Annotated in this window: 16 protein-coding genes; 9 read left to right on the plus strand and 7 right to left on the minus strand. The window is 47.7% G+C overall.

Annotation, left to right across the window (positions count from 1 at the left end; genetic code table 11):
- Nucleotides 1-7 precede the first annotated feature (7 nt).
- Nucleotides 8-922 carry a diadenylate cyclase CdaA gene (gene cdaA / locus Q0986_RS03130; RefSeq protein ID WP_299403597.1) on the plus strand — a complete coding sequence of 305 codons (915 nt, stop codon included), beginning with the start codon at nt 8-10 and terminating at the stop codon, nt 920-922.
- Nucleotides 919-1,671 carry a polyprenyl diphosphate synthase gene (gene uppS, locus Q0986_RS03135; protein WP_299403602.1) on the plus strand — a complete coding sequence of 251 codons (753 nt, stop codon included), beginning with the start codon at nt 919-921 and terminating at the stop codon, nt 1,669-1,671. The genes cdaA and uppS overlap by 4 nt, the downstream gene beginning before the upstream one ends.
- Nucleotides 1,672-1,702: 31 nt before the next feature.
- On the opposite strand, the gene Q0986_RS03140 is transcribed toward uppS, so the two are convergent.
- The 5 genes from Q0986_RS03140 to Q0986_RS03160 form a co-directional block, all read right to left on the minus strand.
- Entirely contained in the window at nt 1,703-1,984 is a 282-nt protein-coding gene (locus tag Q0986_RS03140) for a DUF3143 domain-containing protein (protein WP_299403606.1), read from the minus strand.
- Nucleotides 1,985-2,155: 171 nt separating this feature from the next.
- Nucleotides 2,156-2,617, minus strand: coding sequence for a J domain-containing protein (locus tag Q0986_RS03145; protein WP_299403610.1), 462 nt, complete (start codon nt 2,615-2,617; stop codon nt 2,156-2,158).
- A 173-nt stretch (nt 2,618-2,790) separates the two neighbouring features.
- Nucleotides 2,791-4,011 (minus strand): type II secretion system F family protein, encoded by a 1,221-nt coding sequence (locus Q0986_RS03150; protein WP_299403614.1) that lies wholly within the window; start codon nt 4,009-4,011, stop codon nt 2,791-2,793.
- Nucleotides 4,012-4,079: 68 nt separating this feature from the next.
- Nucleotides 4,080-5,201, minus strand: coding sequence for a type IV pilus twitching motility protein PilT (locus tag Q0986_RS03155; RefSeq protein ID WP_299403617.1), 1,122 nt, complete (start codon nt 5,199-5,201; stop codon nt 4,080-4,082).
- Nucleotides 5,202-5,280: 79 nt separating this feature from the next.
- Nucleotides 5,281-7,287, minus strand: a complete 2,007-nt coding sequence (locus tag Q0986_RS03160) for a GspE/PulE family protein (protein ID WP_299403621.1) — start codon at nt 7,285-7,287, stop codon at nt 5,281-5,283.
- 588 nt (nt 7,288-7,875) lie between these two features.
- On the opposite strand from Q0986_RS03160, the gene grpE reads away from it, so the two are divergent.
- From grpE to rsgA, 5 genes are all read left to right on the plus strand, one after another.
- Entirely contained in the window at nt 7,876-8,676 is an 801-nt protein-coding gene (gene grpE, locus Q0986_RS03165) for a nucleotide exchange factor GrpE (RefSeq protein ID WP_299403624.1), read from the plus strand.
- A 163-nt stretch (nt 8,677-8,839) separates the two neighbouring features.
- The gene (gene dnaK, locus Q0986_RS03170; protein WP_299403628.1) at nt 8,840-10,828 is read left to right on the plus strand and encodes a molecular chaperone DnaK; all 1,989 of its coding nucleotides are present in this window, start codon (nt 8,840-8,842) and stop codon (nt 10,826-10,828) included.
- Between the two features lie 45 nt (nt 10,829-10,873).
- Nucleotides 10,874-11,998 (plus strand): molecular chaperone DnaJ, encoded by a 1,125-nt coding sequence (gene dnaJ, locus Q0986_RS03175; protein ID WP_299403632.1) that lies wholly within the window; start codon nt 10,874-10,876, stop codon nt 11,996-11,998.
- Nucleotides 11,995-12,255, plus strand: a complete 261-nt coding sequence (locus Q0986_RS03180) for a sulfurtransferase TusA family protein (protein ID WP_299403636.1) — start codon at nt 11,995-11,997, stop codon at nt 12,253-12,255. The genes dnaJ and Q0986_RS03180 overlap by 4 nt, the downstream gene beginning before the upstream one ends.
- Nucleotides 12,252-13,328 carry a small ribosomal subunit biogenesis GTPase RsgA gene (gene rsgA / locus Q0986_RS03185; RefSeq protein ID WP_299403640.1) on the plus strand — a complete coding sequence of 359 codons (1,077 nt, stop codon included), beginning with the start codon at nt 12,252-12,254 and terminating at the stop codon, nt 13,326-13,328. Before Q0986_RS03180 ends, rsgA begins: the two co-directional genes overlap by 4 nt.
- Before the next feature lie 24 nt (nt 13,329-13,352).
- Here rsgA and Q0986_RS03190 read toward each other — a convergent pair whose 3' ends face one another.
- The gene (locus tag Q0986_RS03190; protein ID WP_299403644.1) at nt 13,353-13,916 is read right to left on the minus strand and encodes an SRPBCC family protein; all 564 of its coding nucleotides are present in this window, start codon (nt 13,914-13,916) and stop codon (nt 13,353-13,355) included.
- A 382-nt stretch (nt 13,917-14,298) separates the two neighbouring features.
- On the opposite strand from Q0986_RS03190, the gene Q0986_RS03195 reads away from it, so the two are divergent.
- Entirely contained in the window at nt 14,299-15,018 is a 720-nt protein-coding gene (locus Q0986_RS03195) for a TPM domain-containing protein (RefSeq protein WP_299403648.1), read from the plus strand.
- 112 nt (nt 15,019-15,130) lie between these two features.
- Here the strand turns inward: Q0986_RS03195 and Q0986_RS03200 are convergent, their stop codons facing one another.
- On the minus strand, nt 15,131-16,141 hold the full coding sequence (locus Q0986_RS03200; protein ID WP_299403652.1) for a septal ring lytic transglycosylase RlpA family protein: 1,011 nt from the start codon (nt 16,139-16,141) through the stop codon (nt 15,131-15,133).
- Nucleotides 16,142-16,869: 728 nt separating this feature from the next.
- On the opposite strand from Q0986_RS03200, the gene purM reads away from it, so the two are divergent.
- Entirely contained in the window at nt 16,870-17,922 is a 1,053-nt protein-coding gene (gene purM, locus Q0986_RS03205; RefSeq protein ID WP_299403657.1) for a phosphoribosylformylglycinamidine cyclo-ligase, read from the plus strand.
- The last annotated feature ends 26 nt before the right edge of the window (nt 17,923-17,948 follow it).

A 17,948-nucleotide genomic window follows, 5' to 3' on the forward strand; every position in this document is an offset into this window, starting at 1 on the left:
CAAAGGCATGGACTGGGTGAAGGAATGGCTGATAAACCATGACTGGGTTCAAACCTTTCGTTCCCTCGTTGATATCAGTCTCGCCTTAGCCCTGACCTACATGTTACTGCTCGTCATTGCTGAGCGGCGGACATTATGGATGGTCAGAGGGGTTGTTTTTCTGGTCTTAGCCACTGTGATCAGTAAACTGCTCCAGCTGAATTATTTAAATCAACTGCTCACCTTTCTTCTGATTGGCTCATCTGTGGCGATGGCTGTGATCTTGCAATCAGAAGTGCGTCGCTTCCTAGAACAACTGGGACGAGGTGAACTGCTGAGGATGCTGCGGCCAGCTCAGCAAGTGACTCAAAATCCCGATAATATTATTGATGAAATTGTAGATGCCGTCAAAGAACTGTCGCAAAATCGTACAGGCGCCTTACTCATTATTGAAACGCGTAATATTCCCATTGATGAGCGGGACTTTTCGGTCCCCGGTATTAAGTTAAGTGCAGAAATTTCTCGAGAGTTAATTCAAACGATCTTTCAAACGACCACATTGCTCCATGATGGTGCCCTCCTTATCCGTGGGGACAGAATTATATCTGCGGGTGTTATTCTGCCCATTTCAGAGCAGACTGCTTCTCGCCAACTCGGTACACGTCACCGTGCTGCAATGGGCATCACCGAACGCGTTGATAATTGTGTTTGTATTGTTGTTTCTGAAGAGACAGGCTCCATCTCCCTAGCTGAGCAAGGTATTCTTAGACGCCCTTTAACAAGTAGTAAGCTGAGAGAATTGTTAGCTGATCGCTTAATCTTATCTGTGGAGAGAGAAGTGGTGACCCCTAGCTTAAGAAGTTTAGGCAGAAAAATCAGAAAACAAGTCTTTTCATTGCTTTCTCACATCTTTCCATTGCTCAGATCTCGCAAGAATATATGACATTAAATTCAAGTCTTCCCATGCAGCTTCCCTCAGATTTGGATGTTCAGCGACTCCCTAAACATGTAGCCGTGATTATGGATGGTAATGGGCGGTGGGCAAAACAAAGAGGGTTACCCAGAATTGTTGGGCATCGTCGAGGGGTAGACACGCTAAAGTCTCTCCTGCGCTGTTGTAAGGATTGGGGGGTACAAGCCTTAACTGCCTATGCCTTTTCCACCGAAAATTGGGGACGTCCGCTCGATGAAGTGGACTTCTTAATGACGCTGTTTGAAAGAGTTTTGCGTCGTGAATTGCAGGAAATGATTGAGGAAGGTGTGCAAATCCATTTCGTCGGTGATTTAGAGGCTCTACCGCCGACATTGCAAACCGAAATACAGCGAGCCATGATGGCGACGCGAGATAATCACACGATTCAGTTTGTGGTCGCCACGAATTATGGGGGTAGACGAGAAATCATCCAGGCTTGTCGTGACATCGCCACCAAGGTTCAGCACAATCAACTCAGTCTTGATGACATTGATGAAAGCTTATTTGAAAGACATCTATACACAGCAGGTATCATTGATCCCGATTTATTAATCCGGACCAGTGGAGAAATGCGAGTTAGTAACTTCCTCTTGTGGCAGATGGCCTATGCAGAGCTATATGTGACTGAAACCCTGTGGCCTGATTTCGATCAGAAGGAATTTCACCAAGCACTCCAAAATTTTCAAGCCAGACATCGACGGTTTGGCAAAATATCATAGTCGGAGAAGCATTTGAGGGAGCTTATACACCCTATGGTCCAGAAAAGACAGCGTCTTCAATATCTTGGCGACTGAGGGAATACTTAAAGGTTCTTTGGATATCACGCTCAGTAGGCGGCATGGACGTGTATATCACGGATAACTCCTCGATATCCAACCATATCTCTGCTGTCCAATGAGGACGCTCTATACGCCACAAATGTAGTTCCTGTGTATCTTGTTGGCACCCTTGGTTCAACAGCCACTGCTCAATCTGAGGTAGTGGGTGGTTGTACAACGGTGTTTGCGGATCAGGCAAGCACGATTCAGTCATTAGCCCACTCATAAAAATTTAGCGATTGAAAACGTTTTCTTGGCATTTGAGAAGGTTAATAGACAAAGATTAAGCAATCACTTGATGCTGATCACAAGACATGTTGACATGGGGGCTGCAAACGATATGTTTTACGCTCCGACAAAGGCGTGCTAGACTCACAGCCTCAGGTTAAACTTGCAGGTGACCACACATATTAGTGGCGACAGGAGACCCTTGAAGCATCATATCCCCACGGGTAAATCCTAATATTAATGCTAGTGCTAAACATCCTAGAAAAGTAAGACCCAAAATTAAAAGCGCGACAAGCTCTCCAGCAGATAAAGGCCGTTCCTGTATCTCTATCAATGACGAGATGGGTTGGGACTTAAGATGCGTCGCAGCCCGTGGTATACAGCCTTTGCTTGTAGATAGACCGAGCTGATAATCATAATTTTGTCTCAGCTCAGGGTTGCTCAGTGTGTCGTAGGCTTGCTTGAGTAGCTGAAATTTTTGAATCGCAACTTCCTGGGCGAGGGTTGTGGTGTCTGGGTGATAAACTTTGCTCTTCAGACGATATGCACAGCGAATCTCATCACTAGAGGCTTCAGGTTTAAGGTCTAACAACTGATAATAATTGAGATTCGTTGGCATTCGAATTCCTTAATCACTAGTACGTTCTGAGCTACCTCAATCTCAAGGGCGATACATAGCAATATTGTAAACAAGCCCAGTCACTTAGTCGACTGAGCTTGTTGATCGGAAAATGAAAGTTCGGCGATCGCAGGTGCTCACACCACACAAGGCCAGTGCACCAAGCCGGGCACTTATTGGACCAGATCGAAGATCTTAAACATCGGTAAGTACATCGCCACCAGAATCGAACCAACCATCCCTCCTAAAACGACAATCATCAGGGGTTCCATAACGCTAGTCATGGCTTTGACAGCTTGTTCTACCTCATCTTCATAGAAGTCAGCAACCTTCATCAGCATTTTGTCAATCTCGCCTGTTTCTTCGCCAACATTGATCATTTGCGTCGCCAAGACTGGAAAGACCTTTTCCTTTTGTAAGGCCAGGCTCAACATACCACCCCCTTGAATTTCACGTCGCGCTTCATCAATGGCATTTGCCACCACTTGATTACCAGCAGTGTCTCGAACAATTTCCAGGGAATAGAGAATAGGCACCCCTGAACGAGAGAGCGAGCCAAAGGTGCGGCAAAAGCGGGCTACAGCCGTTTTTTGGATCAAATCTCCGAACAAAGGCAGCTTGAGCATGATTCGGTCAATCGTCTCTCGGCCTGCACGGGTTTTATAATACTGCCGAATTGCAAAAGCGGTCCCAATCACCAGCAGAATAGCAGTGATGCCATAGATGGGTGTTCGTAGAAACTCACTCAGATTCACCATCATTTGGGTAAAGGCTGGCAAATCGCCTCCCAACTGTTTGAAGATACCATCAAACACGGGAATAAGGAAAATAACCATTCCCAGAAAGATGGTTACGGCGATAAAACCAACGACTACTGGATAGGCAAGAGCCGATCGAATTTGGTTCCTTAAGCGAGCTTGATCTTCTAGCAGTGTGGCTAGACGGTTGAGGACCTCATCTAGTACACCCCCCGTTTCACCCGCCTGAATCATCGCGACGTATAGCTGATCGAAGGCTGCCGGATGACCTCTCATGGCATCAGACAAGCTGATCCCTTGTTGTACAGCTGCGTTAACGTCCAAAAGAGCTTTTTTCAGCTTGGGGTTTCGGCATTGTTCAGCCATGACGCCCAACCCTCTCACCAATGCAACTCCAGCGTTGACGAGGGCTGAGAACTGTCTAGAAAATAGCGCTTTATCTTTGACAGTAATGGATTGCAAAAAACTGAGGTCCAGATCAGCATTGAGACTGAAACCTTGTGATTCTTTGATATCCAGGATCTGTAATCCCTGGCGCTGTATGTTTGAGCGAGCCTCTTTTGAAGAGGTTGCATTCACCCTTTTTTGGGTAGATTTACCTTGAGGATCTCGCGCACGAACAACGTAAGTTGGCATAACTCAATTCTCGGCAGTGAACGGTGAAAAGAAAAAACGGATTAATGAGATAGCGATGTGAGGTTATTCTATCTTCGATATGAAGCGGCACCCGCTCCTCGCTGGTTGCCCATAGGCGCTGCTCCCATCAGGCGTTGCATTTCGTCAGGTCGGGAGGTCTTCGACACAGCAGATTCAAAGGAAATGGTGCCTGCACGGTACAGTTCTGCTAAAACTTTTTCTAGGGTTACCATACCCAGTTTCCCGCCAGTTTGGATGGCTGAATAGATTTGGGATGTTTTACCTTCTCGGATTAAATTAGCAATAGCAGGCGTTGAGATCATGATTTCCTGGGCCATGACTCGTCCAAATTCACCGGGTTTAGGATTTTTGCGAGGAACCAAAGTTTGGCTAAACACGGCAACCAGTGAGTTTGATAGCTGAACTCTAACTTGCGTTTGTTGTTCTGGAGAGAACACGTCCACCATTCTATCTACGGTTTGAGCCGCAGAACTGGTGTGCAATGTGCCAAAGACTAAGTGACCTGTTTCTGCAGCAGTAATGGCCAGCTGAATCGTTTCTAGATCCCGCATTTCCCCCACTAGGATAACGTCTGGATCTTCACGCAAAGCAGCCCGTAAAGCGTTCGCGAAGCTCTTGGTATCTTCCCCAACTTGACGCTGGTGGATAAGGCTTTTAATCGGTTCATAGACGAATTCAATCGGATCTTCAACCGTCAGAATATGTTCAGCCCGGGTAAGGTTGATATTGTTAATCATGGAGGCTAGGGTGGTTGATTTACCCGAACCCGTTGGCCCAGTGACTAATACCAATCCACGGGGCTTTTCCGACATTTCGCGAACGACGTTGGGTAATCCCAGGGTTTCAATCGAAGGAATCTTAGAGCTGAGGGCTCGGAGTGCAGCTGCATAAGTCCCCCGGTCCTTATAGACATTGACTCGGAAGCGGGCTAGCCCTCGGACCCCGTAAGAGCAATCGAGTTCCCAGGTTTGTTCCAGTTGTTTCCGCTGAGTGTTATTCAGCATGCTAAAGATAAGACGCTGACACTGTTCTTGACTGAGTGGATCATAATCAGTTGGCGTTAACTTCCCGTTGATCCGAATGTAGGGAGGTAAGCCGACAGAAAGGTGTAAATCGGAGCCACCTCGCTCAACCACCTCTTCCATTAGGTCTTCTACCATGTAATCCATAAAGTGCCTCTTGTTATTCCCAGATAGAGTAAACGGATTGATCTAGCCCATAGGACAAATACTAAAACGATTCTTGAGGTTAGTCTTGGAATCTTGGCGTGGTGCAATAGGGACAATCTAACCACTCAGGTTTTAAGTCTGCATCACAAACTCGGCAAGTCAGTGAGGTCTTGCGTTTTGCCTTGAGTTCAGCTTCTAGACCACTGTCGGTAAAGGTGACTCGCTCTACTTCAGCGAGGGTCGTATCTCCTTTTTTGACCAGTTCAAGGCTATAAGCAAGAAGGGTTTTCATTCCCTCTTCCACAGCGACTTCCTTAATGCGTTCAGTTGGAGCACCTTCGGTAATCAGGGCTTGCAGAGTTTCGGTAATTTGCATCACTTCGTAGACACCACAACGCCCTTTGTAGCCGATCCCATTACAGGTTTGACAGACTGCTTGCCCTGTTGCCTGAGCAGTTTGAATTTCATCAGCGGATAAGGAGTTGGCTTTGTAGAAGGTGATCTCTGTGCCAGGAGAAGCGGATAATCCAAATCGTCCGAGTTCAGTGGGCGTTGGCTGATAAGGAATTTTACAGTCTGAGCACACTCGCCGAACCAAGCGCTGAGCAACTACGCCCAGTAAGGATGCGGAGACCATAAAGGGTTCCACATCCATTTCGGCCAGGCGTGCGATCGCACTCGCCGCATCATTCGTGTGCAAGGTGGTTAACACCAAGTGTCCGGTTAACGCTGCTTCAATGGCTGTTTTGGCCGTTTCTTTGTCCCGAGTCTCACCCACCAGAATCACGTCTGGATCTTGTCTCAGGAAGGCTCTCAAGATGGAGGCAAAGTCCATGCCTTTTTCGCGAATCACCTGGACCTGGGTCAACCCCGGCAGGGTATATTCAATCGGATCTTCAGCGGTACTGATATTGACACCGGGATGATTACATTCCGCTAAGGCTGAGTACAGCGTCGTCGTTTTACCAGAACCCGTCGGACCAGTGACCAAGATCAGACCAAAGGGACGACTCACCATTTCTCTGACGATTTCTAGACTGTCCTCATCTGAGATCAGCTTCTCTAGACCCAGTTGGGTGGAGGAATTATCGAGAATTCGCAGAACGATTTTCTCACCATATCGGCTGGGTAAGGTATTGACTCGAAAGTCGATCTTACGGCCTTGGAAGAGTCGGCGGATACGACCGTCTTGAGGCAAACGACGTTCGGCAATATCCAGCTCCGCAATGATTTTGAAGCGGGATATAACCGCAGGAATAATTTTTCTCGGCAGTGGGTCAAAGGCTTGTTGGAGCACACCGTCTTTACGGAAGCGGACGCGAAGGTGATCCTCTTGGGGTTCAATGTGAATATCGGAGACACCACTCTGCAAGGCTTTGGCTAGGATTTTGTTAACCAAGCCAATGATGGGAGCCGTCTCGGCATCTTGAAGGGCTGCACCTAAATCCGTCTCTAGTTCATCGCTGGGTAGATCGTCCAGACCTGCGATCGCATCTAAATCATCGTCTAAATCAAACTCAATCGGTTTCTCATTCGCTTGCTGTTGAGCCGCTTGCTGATCCAGATATTTACTGATCAGCTGCTGATAATCCTCAACCGCAATCACCATACGTTGCAAGGTCAGATTCTGATCTCGCAGGATGCGACCCAAATCATCTAACGCCCCTAAATTATCGGGATCAACCATTGCTACCAAGAGCGTGGCTGGATCGGCTTCCCGATCGAGCGTTAAAGGTACCAGCTGGTACCGTCGACAGAGATCCAGTGGAATCAAGGTCTGAATCAAGTCACCAATTTGTTCAGTCGGAATTTGACTCAGTTCAAGGTCTAAGGAATCAATCCCGTACAGTATCTTTAGCTCAAATAACTGCTGCCGCTTATACTGACGAAGGAGTTCTGGAGGTAGTGACTGTCCAGTCAGTCCTTGCAAAATTTCGACCAAAGAACGCCCTGAGCGTCGGCTTTCAAGCGTCGCTTCCCGCATTTGGTCTTGGTCAACATAACCTGTGGAAATGAGCTTGTTGCCAAAGGGGGAAAAATTGTGCCGAGTAACTAAAGCACGCCGCTGTGAGGAAGAGTGAACCATAGCGTTAAATGCGAGAAACCTAACCGTGGATATATATGCTTAAAATTCGAGTTCCCAGCCAAGTCGAGATACTGGCAAGGCTGTTCTCAGCATGCCCACATTTCCAAAGGTTCTAACAATCGCTCCTGCTGGTCAGCAAGAATATCGAAGTGGATTGCGGCCTCACCGCAGGAAATTTGCTGCCAGAAATTAAGTGGAGAAAATTGCTAAAGTCTACAGAAGATTCTAACTCTCAAAATCTTAAATATTCGCAGCTTTTTCACCATTAACTGCCCCTATCTTCACGTTCTAACTTCGATAATGCAAGTTATCGATCTATGATGAATTTAAAGCCCAGCGGTTGACCCATAAGATGTATCACAATGTTGAAACACGCTAAGTGTAAGATCCCCAGCACAGTTTGTTGGGTACACTAGCATCTCAACGATTCATGCTAACCACAGTGTTTGCATCCATACACAAGTGCGCCCCTAGGCTACCATACGATCAATAGCTTAATGAGACGTCCCTTCGTGTGCGCGACACATTAAACTATGAATCTTAAAAACTAACTGTTTGTTGATGGAAATAAAGCAAAGTAGGAGCATCATGAGCGAAGACGCGAAGCAGCACGAAACCCTTGAGGCTAATGATGTGGATAACTCCAATGAAACTTCGCTCCCTCTTGAGGAACCCGGCTCTGAGTATGAAGAATTACCAGCTGAAGATCTCGATGATTTGTCTTCAGCCTCGATAGAGGAACTGCTCTCCACAGGCAAAACGGATGACGCCGGGGACACTTCACCCTCCGCTTCTGAACCAGAAGCCGCGCAAGGAGAGACTGATGGTTCACCCGTGAGCCCAGAGGGAGCCAGCGCCCTGGCTCAATTAGCAACAGAAGTTGAGACCCTAAGAAGTCAGCTGGATGAGCGTACCAGTCAGTATATGAGAATTGCGGCAGACTTTGAGAACTTTCGCAAGCGGACGGGCCGAGAAAAAACGGATCTAGAGCAGCGGGTTAAACGAGAAACACTCAGTGAACTCTTACCAGTGATTGATAGTTTTGACCGAGCCAGATCCCATATTAATCCTCAAACCGATCAAGAAGAGAATATTCATAACAGCTATCAAGGCGTTTATAAACAGCTAGTGGATTGCCTCAAACGGATTGGTGTTGCACCCATGCGCTCCAAAGGACAGCCCTTTGATCCCAATTTGCATGAAGCCGTGATGAGAGAACCCACCAATGAATTTGAAGAAGGCATGGTGGTCGAAGAATTAGTCAGCGGATATCTATTGGGTGAGCAAGTGTTGCGACATGCAATGGTCAAAGTTGCTGCTCCCTTAGACTCAGAATCTTCAGTGGTTGAAGAAGATGTTGAAGCGACTGAAGATGCTATCTCTGAATGATCTAGCAAGGGTTTGTGCGGACTCCGCCAGACCGATTTTATAGGGAAATTTATCGGAAGTTGATTGAATTCATGTTCAGATGAGGCACCCTACAGTATGAAGAGTATTTTCGATTGCTCAAGATATTTAATCAAGCGTAATTGCCGTTTGCTGTGAAAAAGTTATGGGAAAGGTCATTGGTATTGATCTAGGAACAACGAATAGCTGTGTTGCTGTTCTTGAAGGGGGAAAACCTGTTGTCATCCCGAATACCGAAGGGGGGAGAACAACGCCCAGTATTGTTGGTTTTGCCAAATCTGGGGACCGACTGGTTGGCCAACTGGCGAAACGACAAGCAGTCACCAATGCCGAAAATACGATTTTTAGCATTAAGCGCTTTATTGGCCGTAGATGGCAAGAAACGGAGACTGAGCGTTCTCGAGTTGCCTATACCTGCGTTCCTGGCAGAGATGAGACAGTAGATGTCCAAATCCGAGGGAAAAGCTACACTCCTCAAGAAGTTTCGGCAATGGTTTTGCAGAAGTTGAAGCAAGATGCAGAGGCCTATTTAGGTGAAGCCGTCTCTCAAGCCGTGATCACCGTTCCAGCTTATTTTAGTGATGCCCAACGGCAAGCGACTAAAGATGCAGGAACTATTGCGGGACTGGAAGTTCTGCGAATTATTAATGAACCCACAGCAGCATCGCTGTCCTATGGACTCGATAAACAGGCAGAAGATCACAAAATCTTGGTATTTGACTTAGGGGGAGGCACCTTTGATGTCTCTATTTTGCAACTCGGAGATGGGGTTTTCGAAGTTAAGGCGACCGCTGGGAACAATCACTTGGGGGGAGATGACTTTGACGAATCCATCCTCAGGTGGATGTTAGAAAGCTTTCACCAGACAGAGGGGATTGATCTATCCAAGGATAAAATGGCCCTCCAGCGTCTGAGAGAGGCTGCAGAAAAAGCCAAAATTGAGTTGTCTAGTACCATTACCACTTCCATTAATCTGCCATTTATCACAGCAGATGAGTCTGGACCTAAACACTTGGAGATGGATTTAACCCGTGCCAAGTTTGAGGAACTAGTCACTGAGCTAGTGACAGGGACAATGGAACCTGTTGAACGGGCTTTAAAAGACTCTGATCTACAGGCTGAGGAAATTGACCGAATTATTTTGGTGGGAGGATCGACTCGGATTCCAGCCGTACAAGAAGCAGTCAAACAGTACTTTGGCGGTCAAAGCCCCGATCGATCGGTTAATCCAGATGAATCCATTGCCTTGGGCGCAGCGATTCAAGCAGGGGTATTGGGAGGAGAAGTCAAAGATCTACTCCTATTAGACGTATCGCCCTTATCGATGGGGATTGAAACCTTAGGCGGCGTTTTTACCAAGATTATTGATCGCAATACCACCCTACCCACCAGCCGTTCTCAAAGCTTTTCAACGGCAACTGATGGCCAAACCTGCGTGGAGATCCAGGTTTACCAAGGTGAGCGAGCAATGGTGAAAGACAATAAATGCTTAGGCCGCTTTGAATTAACTGGAATCCCTCCCGCACCACGGGGGGTCCCTCAAATTGAAGTCACGTTTGATATCGATGCGAACGGTATTCTTAACGTCTCTGCTGAAGATAAAGGAACGGGGCGTGAGCAAAGTATCCGCATCTCCAACACAGGAGGGTTGAGTAGCCTGGAAGTGGAGCGCATGCGCCAAGAAGCACAAATTTACGCGGATCAGGATCGTCAACAGCGAGAAGTGGCTCAACAAAAGAATCAGATTGACAGCATGCTCTATAGCTGCAGTGCCACCCTCAAAGAGAATGCACATTCAATTACGCCAGAACTTAAACAACGGGCGGAACAAGCCGCAGCGGAACTAAAAGTCCTCGCCGATCAGCCTGATGTGACTGCAGAAACCTTAACGCTAAGAATAGACACGCTGCAGCAGGTCCTGTTAGATATCGGAGCTGTCGTTTACCAGCAATCGGCACCTCACTCTCCAGCCGCTAATGATGCTTATACTCCAAGTGACGTTTATAATAGTCAACCTAGCACTGTAGTAACTCCTGATCAGTTTTCGGCACCTTCACCTCCATTGGATGATGACTCTACCATTGTTGGAGATTTTGATGATACGGTGATTACTGACTATGAGGCCGTAGATTAGGGGTCTAAGTGCGTTACCAGCTTAGTTAGTGACCTAAAACCATATATGGCCCGCGACTACTACGACATTCTAGGTGTTTCCCGCAGCGCCGATCCCGATGAACTCAAACGTGCCTATCGGCGCTTAGCCCGTAAGTATCATCCTGATGTCAATAAAGAGTCAGGAGCCGAAGAGCAATTTAAGGAAATCAACAAAGCCTACGAAACCTTGTCCGATCCCCAAATGCGGGGTCGATACGATCAGTTTGGGGAAGCAGGCGTTAGCTCGGCTGCCGGGGCTGGTTACCAAGATTTTGGTGACTTTGGCGGCTTTGCGGATATCTTCGAAACCTTCTTTAGTGGTTTCGGCGGCAGTGCACAAACCGGGCGTAGACGCTCAGGCCCAACTCGGGGTGAGGATCTGCGCTTTGACCTCAAATTGAAGTTCAGAGAAGCGGTTTTTGGCGGAGAACAGCAAATTCGCATCTCTCACCTAGAGGGGTGCAAGAAGTGTGACGGGTCAGGGGCAAAACCAGGAACCCGTCCCCAAGCTTGTGGAACCTGTCAGGGAACCGGACAAGTTCGACGCATGACCCGTACTCCCTTAGGGAATTTTACCCAGGTGTCGGTTTGTCCCACGTGTAATGGCCAAGGGCAAACGGTCACCGAAAAGTGTGATAGCTGTGGAGGACGGGGACAAAATCAAGTCAGTAAGAAACTACAAATCAAGATCCCGGCTGGCGTAGATACAGGGACACGACTGCGAGTATCTAATGAGGGAGATGCCGGTCAGCGCGGGGGGCCAGCGGGTGACTTGTATGTGTATTTATTTGTGCAAGAGGATTCTGAGTTCCGCCGAGAGGGCTCAGACATCCTCTCAGAATTTAAGATTAGCTATCTACAGGCCATTCTAGGGGCTCAGTTACCGGTAAAGACGGTCGATGGTGAAGAGACACTCACGATTCCTGCGGGGACACAACCCGGTACGGTCTTAACTCTGGAAAATCATGGTGTTCCTCGTCTAGGAAATCCTGTGAGCCGTGGTGATCATTTAATTACGGTCATTATTGAGATTCCCAGCCGGATTTCCGCTGAGGAACGTGAGCTATTGGTGCAACTTGCCAGTATTCGGGCTGAGCAAACTGGTAAGGGGGGAATCGAGGGCTTCTTAGGGGGTATTTTTGGTCGATGACGGATTCCCAACGGCCTCTATTACCGACTTCAGATGACCAGATCGATTTAAGAGGGACGCCTTGCCCGCTCAACTTTGTGCGCACGAAGCTGCATTTGCAAAAAATGGTACCGGGTGCCCTATTAGAAGTCTGGCTTGATCCAGGAGAACCTATTGAGCAGGTTCCTGATAGCTTGAAGATGGCAGGCTACGAAGTTGAACATCTGCAAGACTGTTCGGGCTTTTATGCCTTACAAGTCCGGTCTGCTGTGGTATGAGTCAACCGTTGTCTGTGGATGTGAATGCTGCTGTCACTGGAACAGTATTAGCGGTTCAGGCCAATTACTATCAGGTGCAGTTGGCAGAAGCACAAGATTATCCCGTCGAACAACTGCTCTGTACCCGCCGATCGCGGTTGAAAAAGCTGGGACAACAAGTGATGGTCGGGGATCAGGTCGTGGTGGAAGAACCGGATTGGTTGGGAGAGCGCGGAGCGATTGCCAGCATCTTACCGCGACAATCCCAATTGGTTCGCCCACCGATTGCCAATGTCAATCAAATTCTGTTGATGTTTGCCCTGACTGAGCCCAAGCTCGATCCGCAACAGCTGACCCGATTTTTGGTGACGGCAGAAAGCACAAACCTGCCGATTGTGCTGTGTTTGAATAAGCGAGACCTGACATCCTATGCGGTCCAAAAAGCTTGGCGCGATCGCATGCAGCAGTGGGGGTATAGTCCCATCCTTATCAGTCTGCGGACAGGGGTAGGCTTAAAAACATTAGAGCGGTCTTTAAAAGGCCATATTACGGTGGTCTCAGGGCTATCTGGGGTGGGTAAATCCAGTCTCATTAACACCTTAATTCCTGAAATCAATTTACGGGTGGGGAAAGTCTCACAGCGATGGGGGCAAGGACGGCATACGACTCGACATGTAGAACTGTTCGAACTGGCGCAGGGAGGATTCCTGGCCGATACGCCTGGTTTTAATCAGCCTGGCTTAGAGCAGATTTTGCCAACTCAGCTAAGGAATTGTTTCCCAGAAATTCGGCAACGCCTCTCGCAGGCTCAATGCCAATTTAAGGACTGCCAGCATGTGGATGAGCCCAACTGTGTCGTCAGAGGGGATTGGGAGCGCTATCCCTATTACTTGAGTTTATTAGCTGAAGTCACCGAACAACAGGCGAAACGCCAAATGACGATGACCGCTGAATCCCGAACCAAACGCAAATCTCGTAAACATGGCAAAATTCATGATGAGCCCAAGTTAGAAACCAAGCGCTATCGCCGCCCATCCCGCCGTCAACTTCAGCAACAACTTCAGGATATCGATTTAGAACATCTGTCGCCGTAATATGGATGATGGTTCTCTGGATGCCTAGGCTGTGTAGAGCTGGTGTAGTCTATGATGAATTGCTCGGAGGTTACGAGGTAAGTCTTGGTTCAGCTGCTGTTCAATGGCCTTTACCGGAATCAGCCGCGTGGGACAGACTTGCAAGGTATAAATCAAGTGGGTACCCAAACGCTCCTCAACAATCGGCTGGATTTCCCATGTCCCAGCGAAGGCTTTAAAGTCGCCTTCAACCATGGCAAAGCGAAGGGTATGGGGAAATTCTTCGACCATATCGAGTACAACCCGAGCGGAGAACTTGAGAAACAAAGCGTTCTTGACCCCCACTTGCTCAATGCGGATTCTGGATTCTGGATGTTGGAGGCGCTGACTGGTCTCTAGATTGGGAATAAAATCTGCTAAGGCTTCATAGTCACTTAAAACTTGCCAAACTTGCTCAGGTGAGAAGGGTAAGAAGATCTGAGCTTGAATTTGACGATGCCGTTTCTCTAATTTTTGGGTTTCTAGAGTGACGGCCACCGACTCTACTGAGTGCTCGTCTGCAGCAGGCTGTTCTACGGTCGTGTCAAGAGAGCTTAAATCAGTTTCCATGCCAAACGTTTTGTTTTATGCGATCGCAGGTTGTAACCATTCCAGTGGGATCCGGGTTTAAATACCTTTTATACCCATAGCCTTGCCTTGTTGCGTCAGGATCCTGCACATACAGTTCCCTATTTTTAACACGATTTGATCATGCCTGACGCTGAAGCGGTCTACGCCCCACTGCCAGCGATGGGCGATGCATCAATCGGGATGCCTCAGTTTCCGACAGATACCGCTTGGCCTGCGATGAAGTGATTAGCAACTCTTATCAGCTTTATTACAATTGTTGATCCCGATGCAGTGGATCAATAGTATGTAGAGAGCGTCTTGCTGGTCAAACTGCTGCATTGTCAGTGGTGTGTAAGCATATATCGATTGAAGGTTATCTAGGATGAAAGTTCAACTCAACCCGCTATGGGACTGGAAACAATCACTCCATCGGTGGTTGGTTGTTGGAGTAATGGCCCTGCTACTGGGGGGGGCGCTGTGGTCTCCTCCTGCATGGGCAACCGTTGCTGAGGACATTCCTAATCTCTCCGCTAGTCAGTCTACCTGGATAGCAGATAAAGCAGAACTACTGAGTGTCATTACCGAACGGTCTGTCAATAAAACCTTACGTCAAGTGTCTCGAGAGACGGGGATGGATGTACGGGTGGTTACCCTTCGGGGACTGAACTATGGGGAAACCACGGACAGTTTCGCCAATACCTTGTTTGAGCAGTGGTTCCCAACACCATCATCCCAGGCCAATCAGGTTTTGCTCGTGTATGATGCTCGCACCAATGCGCCTGCCATTCTGGTCGGTGAAGAAGCACTCAATACCCTACCCGCAGAAACAGCCCAAAGCATTGCCTTTGACAGTCTCCTGATTCCAATTCGTAAAGGGAACTACAATGAGGCCTTTCTAGGGGTAGGCGAACGTTTGTCAGCCGTATTGACCGGTCAAGCGGATCCAGGCCCACCAGAAGTGGAAGCAACGGTTTTTGCCGAAAGTAATTTCCGCACAGCAGAAGAAACAAATGATACTAGTTCTGCAGTGTTAGTCATTGTTTTACTTATTTTGGCTACAGCCATACCGATGCTGACCTATTACTACTATCAGCGTTCTTAAGACCGCTCGGCAAACGTGAATAGATTTCCGTTAGTGCCATTTAGGTGTTGAAATCATAGAAAAAGCCCCTAAGATAGGGGCTTTTTCATGAGTGTTTGGCAGGTACTCAGACCTATTGGAGAATATCCATTCGCACGGGAGCAACACCGCTACTGGTGACACCAATGACCTGGGCAGCACCTTGGGACAAGTCAATTACCCGCCCTGGGATAAAGGGTCCTCGATCGTTAATCCGAACGACCACAGAACGCCCGTTGTAGAGGTTTGTCACTCTGACTCGGGTGCCGAAAGGCAGCGTTTTATGGGCTGCGGTTAGGGCATTTTGATTATAAATTTCTCCATTGGCGGTCTGATTGCCATGGAAACCCGGTCCATACCAGGACGCTTCTCCACTGATTTGATAGCTGACTGGGGCAGCAGCAATCACCGGTTTTGGTCGACCTGGAATATCCGTAAGGGGTTTAGCACTGCCAATCTGACGGCGGAGAAGATTCGTGATTTTGAGCGCATCATCGCCCATATCCTTCGTCGTCTTCGGAAGAATCGTCAGTTTGCTCATCTCCAGCAGGTGATCTTTATCGGTCTTGATCACATAACTTTCCCGGTGTTTATCCCAACTGACTTTAATCGTATCGGCATTGACGCCGTCTCGGTCCAGCTGATTGATTTTGGCAGCGACGGTGGTAGCACGCCAGACTGGGTCTTGTGGATTCGTTCCCTCGGACTTAGCTGTAGCGACTTTGGCCGTTTCGGCGTCTGCCTTTTCAGGTCCTTCTGTCTTTTCAGACTCTAAAAAGGTGACAACGGGAATATTGCGTACATAGAGGGTTGCAGCGGATCGGCCTTCTTTTTCATAGGCATGGATTTTTGCGATCGCATCCTTATCTTGTACCTGAGACTCAGCAGATTGGCTGTTCCCAACTTTAACTGCGTCGGCAGCCTCTGTCTCCGTTGCCGCTGCGTCGTCAGATGCGGTGGTTTCTGGCGCATCATCGGTGGCATTAGCAGGAGTAGACTGATTTGCCGTCAACGGAGTTTGATTGGCCTCACTGATAGACAGTGCACTTACAACAGAAACAGTAAGTGCAGCCGCCAAACCAGTCAAAACTAGTTTATTGCTCATGTCTGTTTAAAAAAAATTGGAGAATACGGGGTAGTGAGATTGGAGAGCGCTAGCAAAAGCAGCAACACCAAGTCACGAGATCATATTGATTGCAGACTTGCTTTACAGAACTTAATCACTTTATCACGAAGGTTTAACCTCTGAAATCAGGGAGATTGCTGAGGGACAAGTCATTGACGACCCATTTTGAATAATAGGGATCCCTGTCTTAAGAATCTCAAACTTGATCAAAGCAAGTAAGGGAAGCCATTTTAGACCTTATGAAATGGAGTCGGAATGATTAAAAAAAACTATTCTTATGGAATGTTTTATTTTAATTTTTAATTAAAGAAGGATACATCCCAGCCGATTTAAATCAGAATTGGTAGTGGAGAAATCGCTAGACAATGCTCATTCAACCCAATATTTTTTTGGATGATTTTAATAGAAATTAGCGCTAAGATCCTTGTAAGAAAAACGTTTGACCTGATTAAATCATCCCTTCCTGGTTTCGATGCATCCAGAAAATAAGAAATAATAATTGATCTGTTTAACTCAGCTAATGATTCAAATTAAATTCCATGGAATTTAATTTGAATCACCTTTTCCCGATGCAAGAACTGAATAGATTTACGCGACGAGTTTGACGAAACAAGAGAAGATTGGCCACCCAAGGGCATGACTTAGGCCGAAAATATTAAGACAGCATTGTATGCTGCTGGAGTGATTCGAAGGGGTTGAAGCTGGGTATGGACTATCGTGATGCCGGTGTTGACATCCAAGCAGGACGAAATCTGGTTAGTAGAATTAAGCAAATGGTAGCTGAAACAGCTCGTCCAGAAGTGTTAGGTGTTCTGGGCGGCTTCAATGGCTTATTTCAACTGCCAGCGGGTTATCTCGAACCTGTGCTAGTGTCGGGGACCGACGGGGTGGGTACTAAGCTGAAGTTGGCTCAAGCGATTAATCAACATCACACGATTGGGATTGATCTCGTGGCCATGTGCGCCAATGATGTGCTGGCCTCTGGTGCAGAACCTTTATTCTTCCTAGATTACCTAGCAACTAGCCGACTTCAGCCCCAGCAGCTTGAAAAGGTGGTGGCCGGAATTGTGCAGGGTTGTAAACTGGCTGGATGTACTCTGTTGGGGGGAGAAACGGCGGAAATGCCGGGATTCTATCAACCCGATGAATACGATTTAGCCGGATTTTGTGTCGGTATTGTGGAAAAGCGCAAGCTGCTCACCAGTGACAAGGTTCAGGTGGGAGATGCAGTGATTGGTTTAGCCAGTCAAGGGGTTCATAGCAATGGGTTTAGCCTCGTTCGCAAAATTGTGGCTGAAGGTAAAAACCCGACGCGCGAACAACCCGGTTGGGATTGGCAGGAGACTCCTGATCTCTTAGGCGGAAGAAGTTTAGGAGAAGTCTTACTGACCCCTACGCAAATTTATGTTCAACCCGTATTATCCGCTCTGCGTTCTGAACTCGATATCCATGGGATTGCTCATATTACCGGTGGCGGGTTGCCAGAAAATGGACCACGATGTTTACAAGCCGATCAATCACTCAGCCTCAATCCTGACCATTGGCCCGTCCCCCCGATCTTTCAATGGCTTGCCCAAGCTGGAGCTGTGAGCCATGCTGATATGTTTGATACCTTTAATATGGGAATTGGGTTGATTGTAATCGTGCCGCCAAGCCAAGCTCAGCAAGCTGTACAGTGGTTGTCTACCCATCATATTGCGGCGTATGAGATTGGATCAGTCATTGCCGGGAATCAATCTGTTGTAGGTCTTCCTGAGTGAGAGCAATGATTGAAATGATTGCAACA

This window comes from Acaryochloris sp. IP29b_bin.148, assembly GCF_028285565.1.
Taxonomy (GTDB): Bacteria; Cyanobacteriota; Cyanobacteriia; order Thermosynechococcales; family Thermosynechococcaceae; genus Acaryochloris.

What these genes read in the sequence shown, in the direction of transcription:
- cdaA (WP_299403597.1), top strand. Translation starts at nt 8, where the DNA reads ATGGACTGGGTGAAGGAATGGCTGATAAACCATGACTGGGTTCAAACC.
- dnaJ (WP_299403632.1), top strand. Translation starts at nt 10,874, where the DNA reads ATGGCCCGCGACTACTACGACATTCTAGGTGTTTCCCGCAGCGCCGAT.
- Q0986_RS03180 (WP_299403636.1), top strand. Translation starts at nt 11,995, where the DNA reads ATGACGGATTCCCAACGGCCTCTATTACCGACTTCAGATGACCAGATC.
- Q0986_RS03150 (WP_299403614.1), bottom strand. Translation starts at nt 4,011, where the DNA reads ATGCCAACTTACGTTGTTCGTGCGCGAGATCCTCAAGGTAAATCTACC.
- Q0986_RS03155 (WP_299403617.1), bottom strand. Translation starts at nt 5,201, where the DNA reads ATGGATTACATGGTAGAAGACCTAATGGAAGAGGTGGTTGAGCGAGGT.
- rsgA (WP_299403640.1), top strand. Translation starts at nt 12,252, where the DNA reads ATGAGTCAACCGTTGTCTGTGGATGTGAATGCTGCTGTCACTGGAACA.
- Q0986_RS03145 (WP_299403610.1), bottom strand. Translation starts at nt 2,617, where the DNA reads ATGCCAACGAATCTCAATTATTATCAGTTGTTAGACCTTAAACCTGAA.
- Q0986_RS03160 (WP_299403621.1), bottom strand. Translation starts at nt 7,287, where the DNA reads ATGGTTCACTCTTCCTCACAGCGGCGTGCTTTAGTTACTCGGCACAAT.
- uppS (WP_299403602.1), top strand. Translation starts at nt 919, where the DNA reads ATGACATTAAATTCAAGTCTTCCCATGCAGCTTCCCTCAGATTTGGAT.
- Q0986_RS03140 (WP_299403606.1), bottom strand. Translation starts at nt 1,984, where the DNA reads ATGACTGAATCGTGCTTGCCTGATCCGCAAACACCGTTGTACAACCAC.
- grpE (WP_299403624.1), top strand. Translation starts at nt 7,876, where the DNA reads ATGAGCGAAGACGCGAAGCAGCACGAAACCCTTGAGGCTAATGATGTG.
- Q0986_RS03190 (WP_299403644.1), bottom strand. Translation starts at nt 13,916, where the DNA reads ATGGAAACTGATTTAAGCTCTCTTGACACGACCGTAGAACAGCCTGCT.
- Q0986_RS03195 (WP_299403648.1), top strand. Translation starts at nt 14,299, where the DNA reads ATGAAAGTTCAACTCAACCCGCTATGGGACTGGAAACAATCACTCCAT.
- dnaK (WP_299403628.1), top strand. Translation starts at nt 8,840, where the DNA reads ATGGGAAAGGTCATTGGTATTGATCTAGGAACAACGAATAGCTGTGTT.
- purM (WP_299403657.1), top strand. Translation starts at nt 16,870, where the DNA reads ATGGACTATCGTGATGCCGGTGTTGACATCCAAGCAGGACGAAATCTG.
- Q0986_RS03200 (WP_299403652.1), bottom strand. Translation starts at nt 16,141, where the DNA reads ATGAGCAATAAACTAGTTTTGACTGGTTTGGCGGCTGCACTTACTGTT.